This window comes from Synechococcus sp. 1G10 (genome assembly GCF_002252625.1).
GTDB lineage: Bacteria > Cyanobacteriota > Cyanobacteriia > PCC-6307 > Cyanobiaceae > Regnicoccus_A.
Window position 1 is genome coordinate 13,649 of the sequence record NZ_NQKW01000029.1, and the last position, 15,848, is coordinate 29,496.

Consider the following 15,848-nt stretch of genomic DNA (forward strand, 5'->3'; position numbering starts at 1 on the left):
GGAGGTGCTGGCGGAGGCAGACCTGGGTGGTGCGGTCCAGCGGGAAGTCACTACCGATCCACACGGCTCCTGGATCTTCGCTGCAGCCGGATCGTCAGCACCCGTGGGAGATCACGACGTCCCCCTCGGCCAAAGCACCCCGCTGCTGGGCCTGCCGCTACCACCGCCGCCGCTGCTGCCCTGCAGTTGCTTGGCATAGAACGGGTGCTGGCGCACACCAGCGGCGCCGACCGCCACCGTGCTCCAGTCCGTCAGGAAGTCCGGCGCAGAGGTTGGCCCCATCGCCAGTGGCTGCAACGGCGCCATCGGGCAGAAGCTCAATCGATCCGGCACCGTCGTCCACGGCAGTGAGCCGACGGTGCTCCAGCCCGCCAACGCCGCAGGCGTCCCCGTTGGCTGCAGGAACCACAGATCAGTTGCACCGCCATAGGCCGCCGCCAGCTGGTAAAAGGTGCCGCCGCCGGCCGGACTGCTGGCCCGGCCCAGGCGGCGCGGATCAGTGAGCTCATTACTCCCCAACCACAAGCAGTCCGGTAGCACCACCCGGGGCTGGATCGTCCCCGGTTGGAACAGGCCACTGGTCGTGTTCGCATACAACCCATAGCCTTGGCTCAGCTGCTGGACGCCACCGAGCGCATACGGCAGCACAGAACATGCCGCCAACGTGTTGTTGTTCCAGATGTAGGCGTTCAGCGAATAGAACATGCCCACATAGGCGTAGGAACGGTTGAAATAGATGTTCCAGCCTGATGTCGCAGGTGACCTGAACAGAACCATCGTGTGGTTCTGCGTGTAAGTGTCAGCGCCAATCGGTGCAATCGAGTAGCAGAAGAACTCACGGCCTGGCGCCGTGTCCTGCAGCACCAGCAGCATCGCGCCGTAATCAACCGCAGGTGATCCATCCGGCGCGTAATGGGACAGGCCAGCGTTGACGCTGAACAAGGTCGATGCGAACGTGCCGAAGCCGCCGTTGCTGCTGTCGTTGGTGTAGACGCTCTCCAGGCCCAGCCTCAACAGGGCTGAGCTCGACACTGCGTTGTAGCCCTGCACTTTGCTGGTGTTGTAGAAGCTCAAGAGCACCGGATTGACCGGATGGCCCAGGCGCCACACATACCCGAAGTTCGTTGCACCCGTCGCGGAATTGTGATCCTTGACGATCGACAACGGAACACCGGCATTTCCGGGGGTTGCATTCACCACTGCCGCAAACGCCGAGAAGGCCTCACTCAGCCGCAGGCCAGGGCTGCCGACTGCTTTGCTGGTCCAGTTCCAGGAGGGCCATTGCTGAGCTGAGGTGGCGAGGCCCATGGCGTCTCAGGTCAGGTGGGATTAACGACCCGCACCGCCAGGCGGCTAGGGCCGAGCTGCAGCCATTCGCTGCCGTCAGCCGCCTTGAAGTAGCCGAGCGTGGCGTAGGTGCGGTTGTAGGTCGCCAGGTCCTCCGGCAACACCACCGGATCCCACCACTGCACCGGTGGCAGTGGCACCACATAGCCCACACCGGGCGTGATCGGAAGCCACTGCGCCTGCCGGGCGAGCAGGAACGGAGGACCACTCGCCGACCAGTCATTGCGGAAACCACCAGACAGCAGCAGCTGCGGCAGGTTGCGGCTCCAGGCCGCCGTGTTGATCACAGCGGCCATGTCGGTGTTCGAGAGGTGCCAGTCACCGGTGGTGACGTCCTTGGCGATCAGCAGCGGCAGGGCCTGTCGGTTCGTGAAGCTGTGCTGAGTCAGGCCAAAAGCGAAGAACTCCTGGCCCGGTTTCAGGCTCCAGGCCGTCGCCGCCCCAATCGGGCAGGGCTGATTCAGCGTGGCAAGCGTGTTCGTTGTGCCCCGACCACCTGAGAGCAAGCCGTGGCTGCCGAGTCCGCCAGCGGGGTTGTGGCCCGAGGCCAGGCCCACCTGGGCGGTCACCGCCGAATTGGTCAGGTTCAAGACCCACTGGCTCATCAGCTCCACCGGCACGCCGAGGTTCTGAGCCGTGAGCCGTGCCTTGATCGTCCAGCCGAGGAAGCCCGGAGCTCCCGCGCTGTTGGTGAGCAGGGTCAGCAGTTGCCCAGGGTTCTGGGAGTTGGCCGCACTGATCCAGGTGACCAGCTCCGTGTCCACCTGCGCCGCCATGGCGCTCAGCGCACCCAGGACGCTTGGCTCATCTCCACGGCGCGAAAGATCGCGGATCGTTGCCGCCATCAGGACGGCACCGTGTCGTGCTCGACCAGGGCCCGCACCGTCACTGTCGCCGCATGGGCCACGTTGAGCGCAGTCCTGATCCGGGCGAAGAGCCGCGCCCGCAGCGGCGTCTCGCTATTGGAATAGGTCGAGCCCGGTGCAGGCAGCAGCCACGGGATCACCCCATCGAAGCTCAGATCCAGCAGCACCCCCGCCGAGAGCGGTGGATCCTCCGCAATCGGCCTGGCCGCATCAGCGTTCCGCGCTTGCGCGCTCGCATAAAAGGTGATCCAGGCGGCGATGTCACAGCCCACCGCCAGGAAACGGCCATCAGTGCCCAGCTCCACAAAAGTCAGATCCAGCACCGACGGGGCGGTGACAGTCGCCGTGACCCGCTGCTCCTCCACGCGCCGAGGCGTGTCGATTCGAGCCACCCAACCCATCAGGGCACCACAGGGATCTTGCGGATCGCACGGGTGGTCTGGCTGAAGGTCTTGCTGATCGGCCCCCAGGAGCCGTAATACCAGTCCTGGCAGATGGCCGTAGTGGCCTGATCCTCAGTCGAGGTCCACATGTTCCCCTCGAAGAACGCCTGAGCACCGCCGATCTGGAAGGCCGCAATCGCACTCTGCGGCGGAATCGACAGGCTGTAGTTGGCCGTGGTCACAGGCACTGCGTAGGCATTGGCGCCGAACCCTCCGGTGCTGCCGTCGGTGTTGTCGGGCTTGAACTTGCGGAACAGGATCTCCAATTCGTAGAGCGCCGGCACATACCAATCGCTGTAGCCGCCAATCGTGAGCGCCCGTGCCCACTGGGCAGCAGGGTGGCCCGCATCGTTGGCGGCGTTGCTGTTGGCCAGCCCATCAAAGGTGCTCGTGGCCCCAGCCGTGGCCGTGTTGGCGCTCTTGAGCACCTTGAGGGCCTGACCGGTGGCCTTGGGCGCAATGATCAGCGCATGGGTCGCCACACCATTCGCCGTAGTCGAGATCAACCCGCCGTAGTAGCCGCCCTCGAGTGCGCCGCCGATCGCCGGCAGGCTGCCAACCGGAGTGCCAGCAGTCACCGTCAGCTTGTAGACGGTTCCCGAGACCGTATCGAGGTACATGTCCCCGTCGATCTGGCCGGGGATGTTGGCCGGTGGCGGCCCACTGCCCACAAACCAGCCCGTTCCGCGGGAACCCACCGCGCCAGCAGCGCCAGCCGCGCCGGCCGGGCCCTGGAGGCCCGCTGCGCCAGCCGTACCAGCAGGGCCCTGGGGTCCAACGGCGCCAGCCGGTCCCTGCGGACCGGCGGCTCCAGCGGGCCCGGTCGCACCAGCCGGGCCCTGGATGGCGCCTGCATTGACCCAGACATTGCCAGTGGCGTCCCAGGAATAGAGCGTGTCGCCCTCGTCCTGAACGATGTAAGCGTCACCTTGCTGCCGGTTCGAAGTCGGCAGCGCCGAGTAGGTGGCAACCGTGCCCTTGAGGTTGATGCCGGTACCGGCCGGACCCTGGGGGCCGGTTGGGCCAGCTGCTCCCGGAGCTCCAGCCGTTCCGGCTGGGCCGGCTGGGCCGGTTGCCCCGGCTGCACCGGCTGTGCCGGGCGTTCCCTGCGGGCCTGACGGACCTTGGGGGCCAGCGGCTCCCGCCGCGCCGGCCGCTCCAGCTGGACCTGGGCTGCCCTGCGGGCCAAGCAGCGAGCCGGTGTTGCTCCAGGGCATTGAGGGCGGGCCGCGTCAGGTCACCCTCTATTGCCACTGACCCGCTCACCGCTGAGCGGCAATCGAGAACAGCAGCGTGCCGGTGTTGATCAAGGCATGGAGGAACGGCAGCTTGGTGGACCCATCCACGAAGAAGCTCATCGCCAACTTGGCGCCCACCAACGCCGCACCCTGCGGGTAGCGCAGGTAGGTCCAGGGCTCCAGCACCCGATTGCGCAAGTCGAAGCGCGCAAACCGCTGGGTGCCGTTGATGCTCAAGTAGAGATAGCGCCCGCCATTCGCCAGTGGGTCATGGGCGCCGCAGGTACCCGTGGTGAAGGTCGTCAGGCCCTTGTTGCCGTAGGCAATGTCCGCCGACCACACCCCGGTGGCGCCGCCGGCCAGATCAAACAGGTCGATGATGTTCGCGGCGCCACCACGGATCCGATAGATGAAGCTGTGGCGTGCATTGCCGGAGGGATCACGGCCAATCCCGAAGCTGTGCTCACAGAAGATTCCAGCTCCCCCCGCATTGGCTGCCGCCGCAAAGCTGGACGTGTCCCAGCTGTTGGCGGTGATGTTGTAGGTGTAAATCCCTGTCTGGTTGGTGAACAGCAGGAGCTTGTCGTCGTCGTTCTCGATCACGAACTTGGCCGTAGCCGATGGCGTCACCGTCCAAGCACTCGCCACCGTCCAGGTGGGCGAGGCGCCAGCCGTGTGAGACGCAATGCGGCGCCGTTGGCCCACCGCCGTCGGCGTGGCTGTGTCCTCGGTGATCCGGATCTGGAAGTTCCGGTACTCGTTGGCCGCCAGCGCCGGGGCCGACGCGGTGCCCTGCACGATCGTGGTGCTCGTTGCGCCCGTTGTGGCGGTCAGCACTCCCAGGAAGCCAGCACCAGGCAGCGCATCGTTCGGGACGTAGCCCTCGCTCAGGGCCACCAGCGACGAATCACCGCCGATCGTCGCCGGCAAGTTGGTGGTGCTCAGGTTGCCGCTGTAGCTGTTCGTCGCGATGTCGTAGTGCTTCCAGATCCCGGCCGCCAGGGTGCCTGCCGAGAGCAGGAACACCCGCCCGGAAAGAATCTCGTAGGTGTCGCCCACCGCCGGCGTGAAGGTCAGCGCCGCATCGAGCGTGAGGGTCGGCGTGGTGCCGGCGGTGTTGGCAATGATCAGCCGCTCCTCGACCTTCCCCGAGCTGCCGGCGGCATTGCCGATCACCCGCAGGGTGAAACCCACGCCGTCGCCACGGTTCGCCAGCTGGTTCACCGCCACGGCGGCCGGCAGTGCCGTGGAGAGCACCACAGAGGTGGTCGTGCCACCGGCCGCCAACGTGCCCCTGGGTCCCTGCGTCGGGTGAACGATCGAGCTCGCCCCTGCCCCGAAGGCCCCTGCCAGCGCCGGGCTGCTCAGCCCGATCCATTCATCGTTCTGCGGGCTGTAGGCCGAGAACGTGGTGGCATTGCTCAGCAGGTAGTGGAGCGGGTGCGCCTTGCCGCCACCGCGCATATCGAAGGCCAACGAACTCCCAGCCGTTGATGCCGCAGGCGCAGGGGCCAGCGGCCGCCACTTGGGCAGATCGAGGATGTCCTTGAAGGCAAGCGTGGTGGGCATCGCAATCGCTCAGAGGGACGGAAAGAGTTGGGCATGCAAGGTCATGTGACCCGCCCCCGGATGGATGAGGCCCAGCTGGTTTCCATGCTCTCGAGCACCATCCCGGCGGCGCTCACCCCACCGATCGAGCCCAGGTTCGTGACCGAACCCACGGTGGTCACCGTCGAGCAGGTCGTCACAGCCGTCACAGTCGAAACCGTGGTCACGGTGCCCACCGTCGTGACCGTGGGGAGCGTTTCACCGATGAGCGAGACGCGGAGCTTGGCGCCCGCCGTGTCGAAGGTCATCGACAGGTCGGCCAGCACAGAGGCGACCTGATTGAGCCGCAGGGCCAGCCCCTCAGACACCAGATTCGCGAAGGCGTTGCGCAGCATCAGCTTCCGTCCTCGATCCAGCAGGTGAGATCAGGGCCGAGCAGTTGCCACCAGACGTAGCGGGTGGCACCGGTCAATTCACCAGCCGTCGGCTGCAGCTCCTGAATAAAGGTGGGCCGGCCCACACCGCCCGGCTCACCCTGGAGCCCTTGCGGGCCTTGGGCACCAGGTGAACCGTCAGCACCTGCAGGGCCAACGGCCCCGCCAGCACCTGCCGGTCCCTTGATCGAATCACCGGTGCTGTCCCAGCCCATGTGCTCCTGGGGTTACAACCTCTATTGCCACTGATGATTCCTGCACCCCACCAACGCGGGCCTGACCCATCTATTGCCTGACCCGCCCAGTTCTGGAGCGGTGTCTTTGCGTCAGTCCAACAATCAGAGGCCGCCTCCACTCATCAGCTCATAGACCGTGCCGGTGAGCCGATCGAGGTAGAGATCGCCCGGAGCTGGCGGCGGGTTCAGCGCTGCGCTCAGCGGCGGCCCATCACCGGAATACCAGCGGGTGCCGCGACTGGCCGCGCCGCTGCCGTACATCACCGCCAGCGCAGGCTTGCCGTCCACCGGGCTCGGCAGCAGCGCCAGGCCACCCTCCGGGTGCAAGCGCAGCCGCCAGAGCTCCGTAGTGGTGCCGTTGTAGGCGCGCCCGTCGAGGCCGTCGCCCGGCACCAGGGGCTCCACACCGGCCAGGCCGCCACTCCCATCGCCGCCGCCCGAGAGCCCCTGCTGCACCACGCTCGGTGGAACCGGGCAACCCAGCAGCGCCACAGGCAAGCTGGCCACCGTCAGCCCGATCGACACCGTCACCGTCAGATCCACACGATCGAGGTACACATGCCGCGGAATCGGCACCTCGCGCGAGAGCGCATCCCAGCCAATCGTCTCCACGCTTCCATCGCCCCAGTTCACCTGGATTGGCTGGGGCGCCTTGATCAGCGGATCGATCGTGAGCGCAATCGGCGCACAACCGATCGGATCACTCCAAATCCGATCAGAGGGCATCCAGAACAACTCCAGCGCCTGGGCCGGCACCGACCCGACCCGGAAGCCCAGCTGCAGCCAGCGGTCGGCCTCGTGGTGCAAGACCCACTCCTCCTTACCCGGGCAGCCATACGGGGGAAGCAGCCGCACCCGGCCGCTCTCATCGATGGGAGGCAAGGGGTAAGGCATGAACAGGCGAGTCCTCGCACGAGGGTGGCGCTATCTCCCTTTGCCAGGCCGCAGAGCGGTTCCACAGGGCTCAGCCGAGCAGATCGCTCGGAACCATCGGCTCGGGCTCTGTGGCCGGAACATCAAGGCCAGGAACCGGCTGGGGGGTTGGCTCGGTCGCCAGCGTCTCGGCCTGCTCCACCAGCTCGCTCTTGGTCTGAGAGGGATCCAGGGCGACGCCGTAGGTGGCCTCGACCTCCGCAACGATCTGAGCCTTCGTCATCGAGGCAAAGTCAGTCGCATCGGCTGCCGGCACCTCAGGCACTACAGGTTCGAGTGCATCAGGGATGGCTCCCGGAGGTACCTCCACTGCTGGCGCCTCAGGCACACCAGGATCCACAGGCGCCTCGGGCACCTCAGGTTCTGCACGATCCTCCGCACCCGCGCTCGGATCGACGTTCACCGGCGGATGCACCTTCCAGCCATCCGCCGCCCAGCGCTCGGAATGGACCGGGAACACGAACTGATCGGCCCGGCCCGATTTGGAGATGCGCAGCATCCCCTCAGGCGGCAGTTCCAGCACAGGATCGGTGTCCATCAGTTCAACTTCCACGGTTGGATCGCTGGGGGTCAGTGGATCGGTCGGCTGCTCGGGGGGGAGATCCGGTATCGGTGCAGTAGGGACCGTCGGATCCGTCCCCTCCACCTCCGGCTGCGGCGGCGCCCAGGGCCGCCCGGGCTTGGTCGGCTTGTACCTCCGCTTGGGGGGTTTGGGTGCCGGCGGCGACGGCGGGTCCGGCTTGCCTTTTTCAAGGTCGCTCATGGCCGCCTCAGTAGGTGAGGCTGACGTGGGCGCCGTTCGGGGTCGACGGCGTCAACGTGGCCTTGGCATAGAAGAAGGCAGGCAGCTCGACGTTGGCGGCATCAGCAGGTGCCACCGCCAAACTGCCGCCCGCAATCGGGGCCTCCACCTGGCCTCCGGCGGCGGGGATCGCCACGGTGGCCGCCGTCACCCAGGTGCCGACGGTGCCGTCCTTGAGCAGCGGCGCCAGTTGCAGCACCACCGTCACCGCCGCAACGGCACCGGGGTGGCTGGCCAGCAGCGTGAAGGCTCCAGCCGCATCGAGCGGCGTGGTCAGCCGCACCACCTCAGCGCTGACGCGGGTGCGCTCAAACGGGTCGGTGGCGTTGTAGTTGACCCAGCCAACCAAAGTGGTGGCGGCGTCGATCAGTTTGTTGCCCTGCAGGGCCATGGTCGTGTCCTCTCAAAAGTTGGTGGGCAGGATTGACGGTCGAGCAGTGCGTTCGGCAGTTCCGCCTCAGGCCACAGCTGGGCCGACGTTGTAAAGGCGACCGATCGCCTTGTCATTGACCACCGCGTAGCCCACGTACCAATCGACGCGGGTACGGAACACCGGAGCATCCTGTACTTCGCCGAAGTCCCGCACGGAGATCCCGTAGCGACCCTCGAACGGGCCCTGGATGCCGGTCATCAGCTCATCGCCAAGCGCCACGCAGTAGATCGATGTGGTGTTGGCCGCCTCGCCAAAACCCAGCACTTCGTGGCCCTGGGCGTCCTGGTCCACGACAAGGATCTCGGTGTCCTCGAACCAGTGGCGGCCGTCGATCACCTGATACAAATCGCCGCCAGCAACGCGGCAGGCTGAGCTGATCTGGCGCCGGCCCGCCTTGCTGGTGAGGATCACCTTCTCACCGCCAAGGGCGTTGACCGAATCAACCACCGCCTCCAGCTTGGTGAGCTTGACGGTGCCGCTGATGTTGTCGACGGTCTGGGCCCCGCCAGGGACCAGCCGCTTGCTGAGGCCGTTGAACGCCCGCGGATCAAAGGTAGCGTCACCATTGATGATCGCCGCCTCCAGGGTGAGCCGCATCGAGCGCACCTTCTGCTCGGTCTGAGAAGCACGGGCCTCGGGGCCGTTGAGATCAACGATCGAGCGGTCCACATCGAGATCACCACCAAAGAGGTGAACGAACTCGCTCTCCTGCGCCACCGCCCCGTAATCACGGCGGTAGCCCTCGTTCACAGCACGAAAGCCGACGCGGGGCAGTTTCTTTTCCTTGGCGAACTGCAGGGCGCCGCCCGAGAGATTGCGGAACGGCAAACGACGCAGCAGCTGACCTTCCGTGAAGGTCTTGGTCACCGCGAGCCGATCGACTCGGGTTTCGTGCTTCATCGCCTCGATCAACGTGAGGCCCATGGTCACTCCCGGGGCCTGACCCCAGCAACGTCACCATCTATTGCCATGGAAGATCTGAACCGCTCCTGGGAAAAGGGGATTTAGGGCTCAGGGGATCCGCAGTGTCCACGGCGGCGCAAGGGCTACGCAAGCGGCTACGCCGCCCTTGCCCTCGCCTTGGTGGCCCTGCGGGTCCATCGCCCTCCCGGCCATGTCCATCCATCTGCTGCTGATCTCCCGCGAGGAGCGCCCGAGCCACGCCTTCTCGCGCATCCGGCTTGTTGTCTGCCCCACGCCAGATCTCGATCACACCCTGCTGAGTTGCCTGGTTGGGTGTCCGCCAGAGCAGCTGGAGTTCACGCGGGTCGGCCCGGTTGAGATGGCCCATGGCGGCCAATGGTCCAAGAAACGCCAGCTCGATTCCCTGCGCTGGCCGTTCCTGGATCGGCCGGTCATCCATGGTCCTGCCGTCGGCCTGCGGCTCGGCGTCCGCTGGCCCGGAGAGTGCGCCTGCCAAGAGCCCTTGGCCATGCGGCCACTCACCGAGTGGGAAGGCCGCTCTGCCCTCGGCTGGCTGGAGGGCAAAGCCGAGCCGCTCTGCCGGCTCCACTGCCCGGTGGATGAAGCCTTCACCGGCAGCATCTGCTATCCGCTGCTTGTGAAGTATCGAGAGGCCGATGAGGCCGGCAAGCTCGCCATCCGCCTGCGGGTGTTGGCCGAGCGCAAGGCAACCGCCGATCTGCTCAGGCCCAAGATCGAGGCCCAGATGGCTGCTGATCAGATCAAGTATCCGGTCGGTGCCTGGCTGGTCGAGCACAAAGCCCGGATGCAAGAGCTCTCGCGCCACTGATGCGGCGGGCCGGCCCCTGGCCGATCCAATCCCTGACGCGATGAATCTTGGTGGGTTGGCGTTGCGCAGGCCGCTTCATGGTGCGGGGTGGCCTCAAGGGCTGACGCAAGCGGCTACGCCGCCCTTGACCCCACCCCGCGTTCCCATGGCGTCCTTCTCAACGCCCCGATGGCTTCTTCCTTCCGCCGCATCGCTCTGGAGCGCCACAGCTCCGATTCGCTGGATCGCCTGAGCTTCTGCTGCCGCACGGCCATGGTGCCGCTGCCCCGGCTCGCGGATCTCGCCGAGCAGATCCTGTTTGAGCGGCAGTGCCTCAATCCGCCCTCGGTGCCCGTCTGGTGCCGTGAGTGCGATCTGCCCTTCTGAGGGCACACGGCCCGCCGGGAGCCGCCATCCCGGCCACCGATCCCCTCGTCCGCCCGCACCGGCGGTTTCAGCATGTCCGCCATCAGCTTCCTCGAGGAGGCCGCAACACCCCGGCCACACAATGCCGGTCGCACCAGGGTTGTCATCGCGTACGGCATCCTCTGGTCCGAGCGATCAGCCCGCATCGATGGCACACTCGCCATCGCCCTGCAGCGGGGCTCATCCGGGGCTGGAAAGGCGCTGCTCGATTTGCTGATCGAGGCCGGAGTCAAAACCACAGGAGAGGTTCCGCGCTGGCTGCTGCGCAATCGGGAGATCGTGCTGCGCATCCTGGCCTCCTGATCCAGCTCCGCGCGGCTTTCGATGGACGGAAGCCAGGCTCATTCATGGCAAGAGGCAGTAGTTGCCTCCGCTCCATGTCCAGCACCAGCACCATGACCCCCGAGCGGTTCCAGGACCGTTTCGAAGCCTTCAAGGATGAGCCCCAGCAGGTGTCAGGCGTCTGGCTCCTCCACTCCGCCATTGCAGATCTCCCCGGCAGCGAGGTCGTGCTCGATGAGGAGGCGACTTGGGCGCTCAAGTTCAGCGAAAAGCCCCCGACACCGCCTGCCCCGAGTACCACCAACCCACTGAAGGTCAAGTACGAGAGCCAGCTGGACAATGCCAGCGGCCAGGGCAGCCGGGAGTGCTTCTCCAGCAGTTGCGCCATGCTCGCCACCTACTGGGGAAAAGTCAGTAACGACGACGAGTACAACCGCATCCGCGCCAAGTACGGCGACAGCACCGATTCCCAGGCCCAACTCTCCGCCCTTCGTTCTCTGGGCCTGGTCGCCAACTACAACACAACTGGCATCAAGGCCAAACTCCAGCAGGAGATCAACGCAGGCCGCCCCGTCGCCGTCGGCTGGCTCCACCATGGCCCTCCCTCGGCCCCCAGCGGCGGTGGACACTGGACCGTGGTGATCGGCTATTGCGCCGACGCCACCATCCACAACGACCCCAACGGTGAGGCCAACCTGGCGGCTGGCGGCTATACCGACAACCTCAACGGCGCAGGGCTCAGCTACTCCGACAAGAATTGGTTGCCCCGCTGGGAAGCAGATGGCGCGGGCACCGGCTGGTACCTGACGGCACACCTGCCATGAAGGACGAGGAAGCAGAGCCGCCGCGCCAACCCAAGAGCTTCAACCGCGAGCGCTTCCTGCTGCGGCTGGTCGCTGTGGTGTTGATCGCTGAGGTCTCGCTCTACGCCTTTGGCGCTGGTGTCTGCGCCTGGCGCAGCGCGCAACAACTGGTGCCCCAGGGAGGGCTGTGTGCTCGCTTTGACAACGCCGTCCACACCGCCTTCGGCGTTGCCCTCAACACCTTGCTGGCGTTGCTCGGCGGCAAGGCCTTGAGCGACAGCAACAGGCCGCCAGGGCCATAGGGCCATACCGGGCTTCTCTCGATCGGCCGGGGGGCGTGGCCCGCGGGATCGACGCGCTGACCGCTGAATCAGGTCGGCGTGATGGGGTGGGCTGCCTGCTGCTTGGCCTTGCTCAGCTTGGCCGCCTCCTGCGTCGGGGCCTGGGGTCGCGCGTCCTACGCGATCAGGTCATGGCCCACACCCAATCCCAGGCCGATGCCCTCTTTCAGCAGTTCCTGCCCCTCGCCGATTCCATCGCCCGCAGATTCGCGGCCAGATCCCAGCTGATCGAGTTCGAAGATGCCCGGCAGGTGGCCCACATGCAGCTATGGCTCTCCTGCTGCCAGATCAATGAAACGATCACAGCCCCCGCCTATCTCAGCCGCTGCATCAAGGGCGCCTTGCTCCATCACCTCCGCGATCACGGCCGCCTGGTCCGCGTCTCGCGCCGGGAGCACGAGAAGGGCACTCACCCCTGGCGCCACCACAGCCTTGATGTCACTCCTGCAGGCGCCGTCTCCACAGCCCTCGATCTGCTCGAATCTGCCGCGTCAGATCACCAGCAGGAAGAGCCCGCCGCCGCAGAAAAGGAGGCGATGCTCGATCGGCTGCCCGCCAATCAGGCAGCGGTGATCCGGCTGCACATCCTCGCAGGGAACTCATTCCGCCAGGTGGCCACCAAGCTCGGCATCAGCGCCATGAGCGCCCTGCGCCAGGAGAAGGCCGGCCTGGCCACCCTCCGCTGTGAGCTGGCCTAAGGGTCCAGCGGGCCAACTGCGGCTGGCCCAACAGCCATCACAGCGGCAAATTCGGGGAGCATGTCTTTCAAATTCGGGGAGCTGCCGAGCCAAATTCGGGGAGCAGTTCGGGGAGCTGAACGCCTGGGGGTACGCCGCGCAGGCCCCCCATGGTTCCCGGCGGGGCAAGGGCTGCGCAAGCGGCTCGTACCTCGCCGCCCTGGCCCGCGCCGGGAGGGTCCATGGGGTCCTGCGCCTGGCTTCCCATGCCCCGCAACACCTTTCGATCCGATGAGCTGCTCGATCTGCTCCGCAGCTGCGGCTCTGATCTCGATGCCCTGCCCCTGGGTGCCTTCCACCTGCTGAGGGTATTGATCACCCATGTCAGGGAGCAGGATCACCGCATCAGCGAGCTGGAGCTCCGCTGCAAGGAGCTGGAGCGCAAGCTGGCCCAGATCACGGATGCCACCAGCCAACCGGAGTGGCATGGCCACGAGTTCATCGAGCTCCCGGCTTCTCTGTTCGAGGAGGCGTTCGCCGATGGCGAGCAGCCCGAAAAGAGCAGCTGAGGCCGCTGGGGTCGCTGGGGTCGCTGCTCAGGGCGGCCCCTTACTGAGGGGGCCGTGCCGGGTTGCCGCAGTCTCCGCCGGTGGCAAGGGCTGCGCAAGTCGGCCAGGCCGCTGCGCGGTAGCCGCCCCTTGCCTTCCCGGCGGCCTGGCGGGCGTCCCGTCACTGCGCCCCCGAGGCGCCACCTGCCATGTCCTGCTATCTCAATGCGCTCATCCGCAAAGATCCCGTCGCCGTGATCGAGCAGTGCCACCTGCACCTGCTGCAGATCCTGCGCTCTCAGCGATGCAACCCGATCCAGCGATCCTGGATCAGTGATCAGCCCTATGGCGAGGAGGAGATCACGCTGCTGGAAGAGGAGCTGATCCCGGCAATGGAGGAGTTCCTGGCCCGCATCAAGGAGATCGATGATTTCCTCCTCGCGCAACTGGAATTTCTAGGGAGGTGCCAGCTGGAGGCCGAGCGTGATCGCGCCCATGCCGCCGTGGCAGCGCAGGCACACGCCGCCTGATGCGATCAGGGGCTGGCAGCCGCCAGCCCTTTCGGGGCTCTGCCTCTCACCAGGCTTTGCCCTTGCGCAGGTAGCTCTCCAGTTCCGCCTTGCGGATTACACGCGACTCGCGGTTGTTGCTGATCTGCACCAACCCGCTGGTCATGGCCGCCGTCACGAGCCATGGGCCGGGTTCAGTCGGGACCGGCTTCCGGCACTCACCCAACAAGGCCGCCAGCTCATCTCGTGCTCCCACCACCTGTCCTCGTGCCGCTCACCTCTCTTGCCAGGCCCAGCAGGGCGATGGCAAATGCCAGTGAGCACAGCGCATCTCAGAATGGCCACCCGGAAAACCACGAGCACCAGCAAGGCCAAGCCGAAAGCCAAGAAACCGAGCCGCATGAGCAGCAGCACGGGCCCAGAGGTGGCCGTGCCATCAAACGCCACGCTGAGCCGCCAGGAACGCGCCGAGAGGGTCCGGTGGCAGGCGGAGGACGACCTGCGCACGCTGCGCCGCGCCGAGGAGATCCGCTCTCAACCCTCCAGGCTCAAGGTGGTGCAGAAGATCGCCACCGAGGAAATGCAGGCGCTCGAGAAGATCAAGAAACGGATCTGACGCTAGGGGGTGCGTCGCGCGGGCTTCCTCATGGTCGCCCCACGGGCAAGGGCTGACGCTGAAGGGCAGAGCTTCTGACCTCAGCTGCCGTTGCCGTAGGCCACCTGGCAGGCGGTGTTGAGCAGTTGGGCCTCGCTTGCCGACTGCGGCGACTGGCCTGCGAACAACCCTTGCTGGCAGTCCACCTGGGCGGCCAGGGGCACGCCTGCCGAGAGGTAGGTGAAGTTGGCGCCATAGGGGGCGGTGGCCTGCAGGGAGCTGTAGTCGAGTTGGTAGGACGTCTGGGGCACGGCGATCACGGTGGATTGCTGGGCCACAGACTGGTTGATCAAGGTATTGATGGTGACCGCCGTCGCCAGGCCCGTTATGCCCCAGGCAGCTGCGCTGGGTCTCCACCAACCCCAGCCGACGGGATTCACCCGATACCAGCCAGTGTTCCAGCTGCGTGCGCCCCAGTAACCAGTCCGCCCCCAGGCGGGATTCCAGGCGCCCCGTGCCCCTGGAGCACGGGCGAATCCAGCGCCGGCTCCGCCGTAGCCCGCGCCTGGACGCACCCCAGCGCCTGAGGCCGGTCCACCGAATCTTCCACGGTTGGCGCCGCCCCAACCGAGACCGGCGCCACCACCTACACCTGCGCCACCACCTACACCTGCGCCCCCGCCGAGACCCGCGCCGCCGCCTGCGCCAGCTCCCCCACCGGGGCGTGCACCACCGCCCAAACCACCACCTGCTCCTGCGCCCCCGCCGAGACCTGCACCTCCTCCTGCGCCACCGCCGGCACCCCTACCGCCACCGAACCCGCCGCCGCCGCCTCTGCCTCCTCCCCCACCGAAACTCCCGCCCCCACCGCCCCTGCCGCCACCGCCTCCGCGTGCCTCCACGGCGACCGGTGCGCAAAAGCTGGTCAGCAGGGCAGCCAGGAGCAGGGTTCTCCAGCAGGTGACTGCAATTGGGGGCTTCATGGCGCTGACTACGTTTCTATGGATTTTTAAGCATAGGAAAAATTTGGAAAACCAAGGCAATTCACGAAACAGGATTTCCATGACCACAGTTCATCAGGTCTGGGGTTATGAGCTGCAAGCAGCTGGGATTCAACGCCTACGGACAGAGCACCGCAAAGAACGCACCGTTACCGAAGACGCAAGCTCTAGACCCGAGCTTGCGCGGCGAACTAAGAAAATTGAGCGGTCTGACATCTCAGTCATAGGTGGTCTTGATAAATGCCAAAAGTCCGAATCACTTCTTCATCATCAAACATTGGTAGCGGGGCTGACCTCAAACCTTCTAATGCTTTGGCACTCCAGCCCACCCAGTCAAGGTTGGCACCGAATGCCCAGAAAGAAGAATCGTCGGATCGCTCAGGTAAAGATTCTAATTCAGAACGACCGTCTTCTCGAACAACTGACGCAGCGATTTCGGTTCGATGCCGTTGGCGGCTCCAATCACAACGACGCGCGTGTGCGGCCTCCGTTGGCCCCACTCATTCTGAAATGAAATCTCCACGCGCTTGCCTACCACCTGGAGCACGGCAGGCTCTTCCAGTGCATCAGCAACGTAGGCCACCCCCTTGGCCCGATACACGGTCGCCGGTAATTTCCGTAGTGCATCACGAAGATCTTCCAGAGCAAGCGGCA

General features: G+C 65.9%; 23 protein-coding genes. 9 read left to right on the forward strand and 14 right to left on the reverse strand.

From position 1 onward, the window contains the following. Positions 1–111: 111 nt before the first annotated feature. From CJZ82_RS15860 to CJZ82_RS15915, 11 genes are all read right to left on the reverse strand, one after another. The gene (locus CJZ82_RS15860; RefSeq protein WP_094556721.1) at positions 112–1,308 is read right to left on the reverse strand and encodes a hypothetical protein; all 1,197 of its coding nucleotides are present in this window, start codon (positions 1,306–1,308) and stop codon (positions 112–114) included. Positions 1,309–1,319: 11 nt separating this feature from the next. Then, the gene (locus CJZ82_RS15865; RefSeq protein ID WP_094556722.1) at positions 1,320–2,192 is read right to left on the reverse strand and encodes a hypothetical protein; all 873 of its coding nucleotides are present in this window, start codon (positions 2,190–2,192) and stop codon (positions 1,320–1,322) included. Beyond that, complete coding sequence (locus CJZ82_RS15870; RefSeq protein WP_094556723.1) at positions 2,192–2,614, reverse strand: hypothetical protein; 423 nt, start codon at positions 2,612–2,614, stop codon at positions 2,192–2,194. The genes CJZ82_RS15865 and CJZ82_RS15870 overlap by 1 nt, the downstream gene beginning before the upstream one ends. Continuing rightward, positions 2,614–3,873 carry a hypothetical protein gene (locus CJZ82_RS18095; RefSeq protein WP_143593719.1) on the reverse strand — a complete coding sequence of 420 codons (1,260 nt, stop codon included), beginning with the start codon at positions 3,871–3,873 and terminating at the stop codon, positions 2,614–2,616. Before CJZ82_RS18095 ends, CJZ82_RS15870 begins: the two co-directional genes overlap by 1 nt. Before the next feature lie 45 nt (positions 3,874–3,918). Then, the gene (locus CJZ82_RS15885) at positions 3,919–5,463 is read right to left on the reverse strand and encodes a hypothetical protein (RefSeq protein ID WP_198949816.1); all 1,545 of its coding nucleotides are present in this window, start codon (positions 5,461–5,463) and stop codon (positions 3,919–3,921) included. 41 nt (positions 5,464–5,504) lie between these two features. Then, a complete protein-coding gene (locus CJZ82_RS15890; RefSeq protein WP_198949817.1) occupies positions 5,505–5,837 on the reverse strand; it encodes a hypothetical protein in 333 nt (110 codons plus the stop codon). Next, the gene (locus CJZ82_RS15895) at positions 5,837–6,091 is read right to left on the reverse strand and encodes a hypothetical protein (protein WP_094556726.1); all 255 of its coding nucleotides are present in this window, start codon (positions 6,089–6,091) and stop codon (positions 5,837–5,839) included. The genes CJZ82_RS15890 and CJZ82_RS15895 overlap by 1 nt, the downstream gene beginning before the upstream one ends. Positions 6,092–6,214: 123 nt before the next feature. Then, entirely contained in the window at positions 6,215–6,994 is a 780-nt protein-coding gene (locus CJZ82_RS15900) for a hypothetical protein (protein ID WP_094556727.1), read from the reverse strand. Between the two features lie 82 nt (positions 6,995–7,076). After that, a complete protein-coding gene (locus tag CJZ82_RS15905) occupies positions 7,077–7,808 on the reverse strand; it encodes a hypothetical protein (RefSeq protein WP_143593720.1) in 732 nt (243 codons plus the stop codon). 7 nt (positions 7,809–7,815) lie between these two features. Next, positions 7,816–8,238 (reverse strand): hypothetical protein, encoded by a 423-nt coding sequence (locus CJZ82_RS15910; protein WP_094556729.1) that lies wholly within the window; start codon positions 8,236–8,238, stop codon positions 7,816–7,818. A 66-nt stretch (positions 8,239–8,304) separates the two neighbouring features. Continuing rightward, a complete protein-coding gene (locus CJZ82_RS15915; protein ID WP_094556730.1) occupies positions 8,305–9,204 on the reverse strand; it encodes a major capsid protein in 900 nt (299 codons plus the stop codon). 190 nt (positions 9,205–9,394) lie between these two features. On the opposite strand from CJZ82_RS15915, the gene CJZ82_RS15920 reads away from it, so the two are divergent. The 9 genes from CJZ82_RS15920 to CJZ82_RS15960 all read left to right on the forward strand — a co-directional run bounded on the left by CJZ82_RS15920 (position 9,395) and on the right by CJZ82_RS15960 (position 14,214). Next, on the forward strand, positions 9,395–10,033 hold the full coding sequence (locus CJZ82_RS15920; RefSeq protein WP_094556731.1) for a hypothetical protein: 639 nt from the start codon (positions 9,395–9,397) through the stop codon (positions 10,031–10,033). 168 nt (positions 10,034–10,201) lie between these two features. After that, positions 10,202–10,399, forward strand: a complete 198-nt coding sequence (locus CJZ82_RS15925; RefSeq protein WP_094556732.1) for a hypothetical protein — start codon at positions 10,202–10,204, stop codon at positions 10,397–10,399. A 72-nt stretch (positions 10,400–10,471) separates the two neighbouring features. After that, on the forward strand, positions 10,472–10,741 hold the full coding sequence (locus CJZ82_RS15930) for a hypothetical protein (RefSeq protein WP_094556733.1): 270 nt from the start codon (positions 10,472–10,474) through the stop codon (positions 10,739–10,741). A gap of 74 nt (positions 10,742–10,815) precedes the next feature. Further along, a complete protein-coding gene (locus tag CJZ82_RS15935; RefSeq protein WP_198949818.1) occupies positions 10,816–11,544 on the forward strand; it encodes a papain-like cysteine protease family protein in 729 nt (242 codons plus the stop codon). Continuing rightward, entirely contained in the window at positions 11,541–11,825 is a 285-nt protein-coding gene (locus CJZ82_RS15940) for a hypothetical protein (protein ID WP_094556734.1), read from the forward strand. Before CJZ82_RS15935 ends, CJZ82_RS15940 begins: the two co-directional genes overlap by 4 nt. 170 nt (positions 11,826–11,995) lie before the next feature. After that, on the forward strand, positions 11,996–12,562 hold the full coding sequence (locus CJZ82_RS15945) for a sigma-70 family RNA polymerase sigma factor (protein WP_143593721.1): 567 nt from the start codon (positions 11,996–11,998) through the stop codon (positions 12,560–12,562). A gap of 245 nt (positions 12,563–12,807) precedes the next feature. Continuing rightward, complete coding sequence (locus CJZ82_RS15950; RefSeq protein ID WP_094556736.1) at positions 12,808–13,110, forward strand: hypothetical protein; 303 nt, start codon at positions 12,808–12,810, stop codon at positions 13,108–13,110. 188 nt (positions 13,111–13,298) lie between these two features. Next, positions 13,299–13,619 (forward strand): hypothetical protein, encoded by a 321-nt coding sequence (locus tag CJZ82_RS15955; protein ID WP_233130322.1) that lies wholly within the window; start codon positions 13,299–13,301, stop codon positions 13,617–13,619. Positions 13,620–14,022: 403 nt separating this feature from the next. Next, positions 14,023–14,214 carry a hypothetical protein gene (locus CJZ82_RS15960; protein WP_233130323.1) on the forward strand — a complete coding sequence of 64 codons (192 nt, stop codon included), beginning with the start codon at positions 14,023–14,025 and terminating at the stop codon, positions 14,212–14,214. A gap of 80 nt (positions 14,215–14,294) precedes the next feature. On the opposite strand, the gene CJZ82_RS18515 is transcribed toward CJZ82_RS15960, so the two are convergent. The 3 genes from CJZ82_RS18515 to CJZ82_RS15970 all read right to left on the reverse strand — a co-directional run. Next, positions 14,295–14,768: a hypothetical protein gene (locus CJZ82_RS18515; protein ID WP_158218610.1), complete on the reverse strand. Its 474-nt coding sequence runs from the start codon at positions 14,766–14,768 to the stop codon at positions 14,295–14,297. 89 nt (positions 14,769–14,857) lie between these two features. Next, on the reverse strand, positions 14,858–15,076 hold the full coding sequence (locus tag CJZ82_RS15965) for a hypothetical protein (protein ID WP_158218611.1): 219 nt from the start codon (positions 15,074–15,076) through the stop codon (positions 14,858–14,860). A 509-nt stretch (positions 15,077–15,585) separates the two neighbouring features. After that, positions 15,586–15,848 (reverse strand): GTP-binding protein (locus tag CJZ82_RS15970; RefSeq protein WP_143593723.1); only part of this gene is annotated, 263 nt, incomplete at its 5' end.

Bases quoted from the DNA above. Each gene is read 5' to 3' on its own strand.
- CJZ82_RS15860 (WP_094556721.1), bottom strand. From the start codon at position 1,308: ATGGGCCTCGCCACCTCAGCTCAGCAATGGCCCTCCTGGAACTGGACC.
- CJZ82_RS15865 (WP_094556722.1), bottom strand. From the start codon at position 2,192: ATGGCGGCAACGATCCGCGATCTTTCGCGCCGTGGAGATGAGCCAAGC.
- CJZ82_RS15870 (WP_094556723.1), bottom strand. From the start codon at position 2,614: ATGGGTTGGGTGGCTCGAATCGACACGCCTCGGCGCGTGGAGGAGCAG.
- CJZ82_RS18095 (WP_143593719.1), bottom strand. From the start codon at position 3,873: ATGCCCTGGAGCAACACCGGCTCGCTGCTTGGCCCGCAGGGCAGCCCA.
- CJZ82_RS15885 (WP_198949816.1), bottom strand. From the start codon at position 5,463: ATGCCCACCACGCTTGCCTTCAAGGACATCCTCGATCTGCCCAAGTGG.
- CJZ82_RS15890 (WP_198949817.1), bottom strand. From the start codon at position 5,837: ATGCTGCGCAACGCCTTCGCGAATCTGGTGTCTGAGGGGCTGGCCCTG.
- CJZ82_RS15895 (WP_094556726.1), bottom strand. From the start codon at position 6,091: ATGGGCTGGGACAGCACCGGTGATTCGATCAAGGGACCGGCAGGTGCT.
- CJZ82_RS15905 (WP_143593720.1), bottom strand. From the start codon at position 7,808: ATGAGCGACCTTGAAAAAGGCAAGCCGGACCCGCCGTCGCCGCCGGCA.
- CJZ82_RS15910 (WP_094556729.1), bottom strand. From the start codon at position 8,238: ATGGCCCTGCAGGGCAACAAACTGATCGACGCCGCCACCACTTTGGTT.
- CJZ82_RS15915 (WP_094556730.1), bottom strand. From the start codon at position 9,204: ATGGGCCTCACGTTGATCGAGGCGATGAAGCACGAAACCCGAGTCGAT.
- CJZ82_RS15920 (WP_094556731.1), top strand. From the start codon at position 9,395: ATGTCCATCCATCTGCTGCTGATCTCCCGCGAGGAGCGCCCGAGCCAC.
- CJZ82_RS15925 (WP_094556732.1), top strand. From the start codon at position 10,202: ATGGCTTCTTCCTTCCGCCGCATCGCTCTGGAGCGCCACAGCTCCGAT.
- CJZ82_RS15930 (WP_094556733.1), top strand. From the start codon at position 10,472: ATGTCCGCCATCAGCTTCCTCGAGGAGGCCGCAACACCCCGGCCACAC.
- CJZ82_RS15935 (WP_198949818.1), top strand. From the start codon at position 10,816: ATGTCCAGCACCAGCACCATGACCCCCGAGCGGTTCCAGGACCGTTTC.
- CJZ82_RS15940 (WP_094556734.1), top strand. From the start codon at position 11,541: ATGAAGGACGAGGAAGCAGAGCCGCCGCGCCAACCCAAGAGCTTCAAC.
- CJZ82_RS15945 (WP_143593721.1), top strand. From the start codon at position 11,996: ATGGCCCACACCCAATCCCAGGCCGATGCCCTCTTTCAGCAGTTCCTG.
- CJZ82_RS15950 (WP_094556736.1), top strand. From the start codon at position 12,808: ATGCCCCGCAACACCTTTCGATCCGATGAGCTGCTCGATCTGCTCCGC.
- CJZ82_RS15955 (WP_233130322.1), top strand. From the start codon at position 13,299: ATGTCCTGCTATCTCAATGCGCTCATCCGCAAAGATCCCGTCGCCGTG.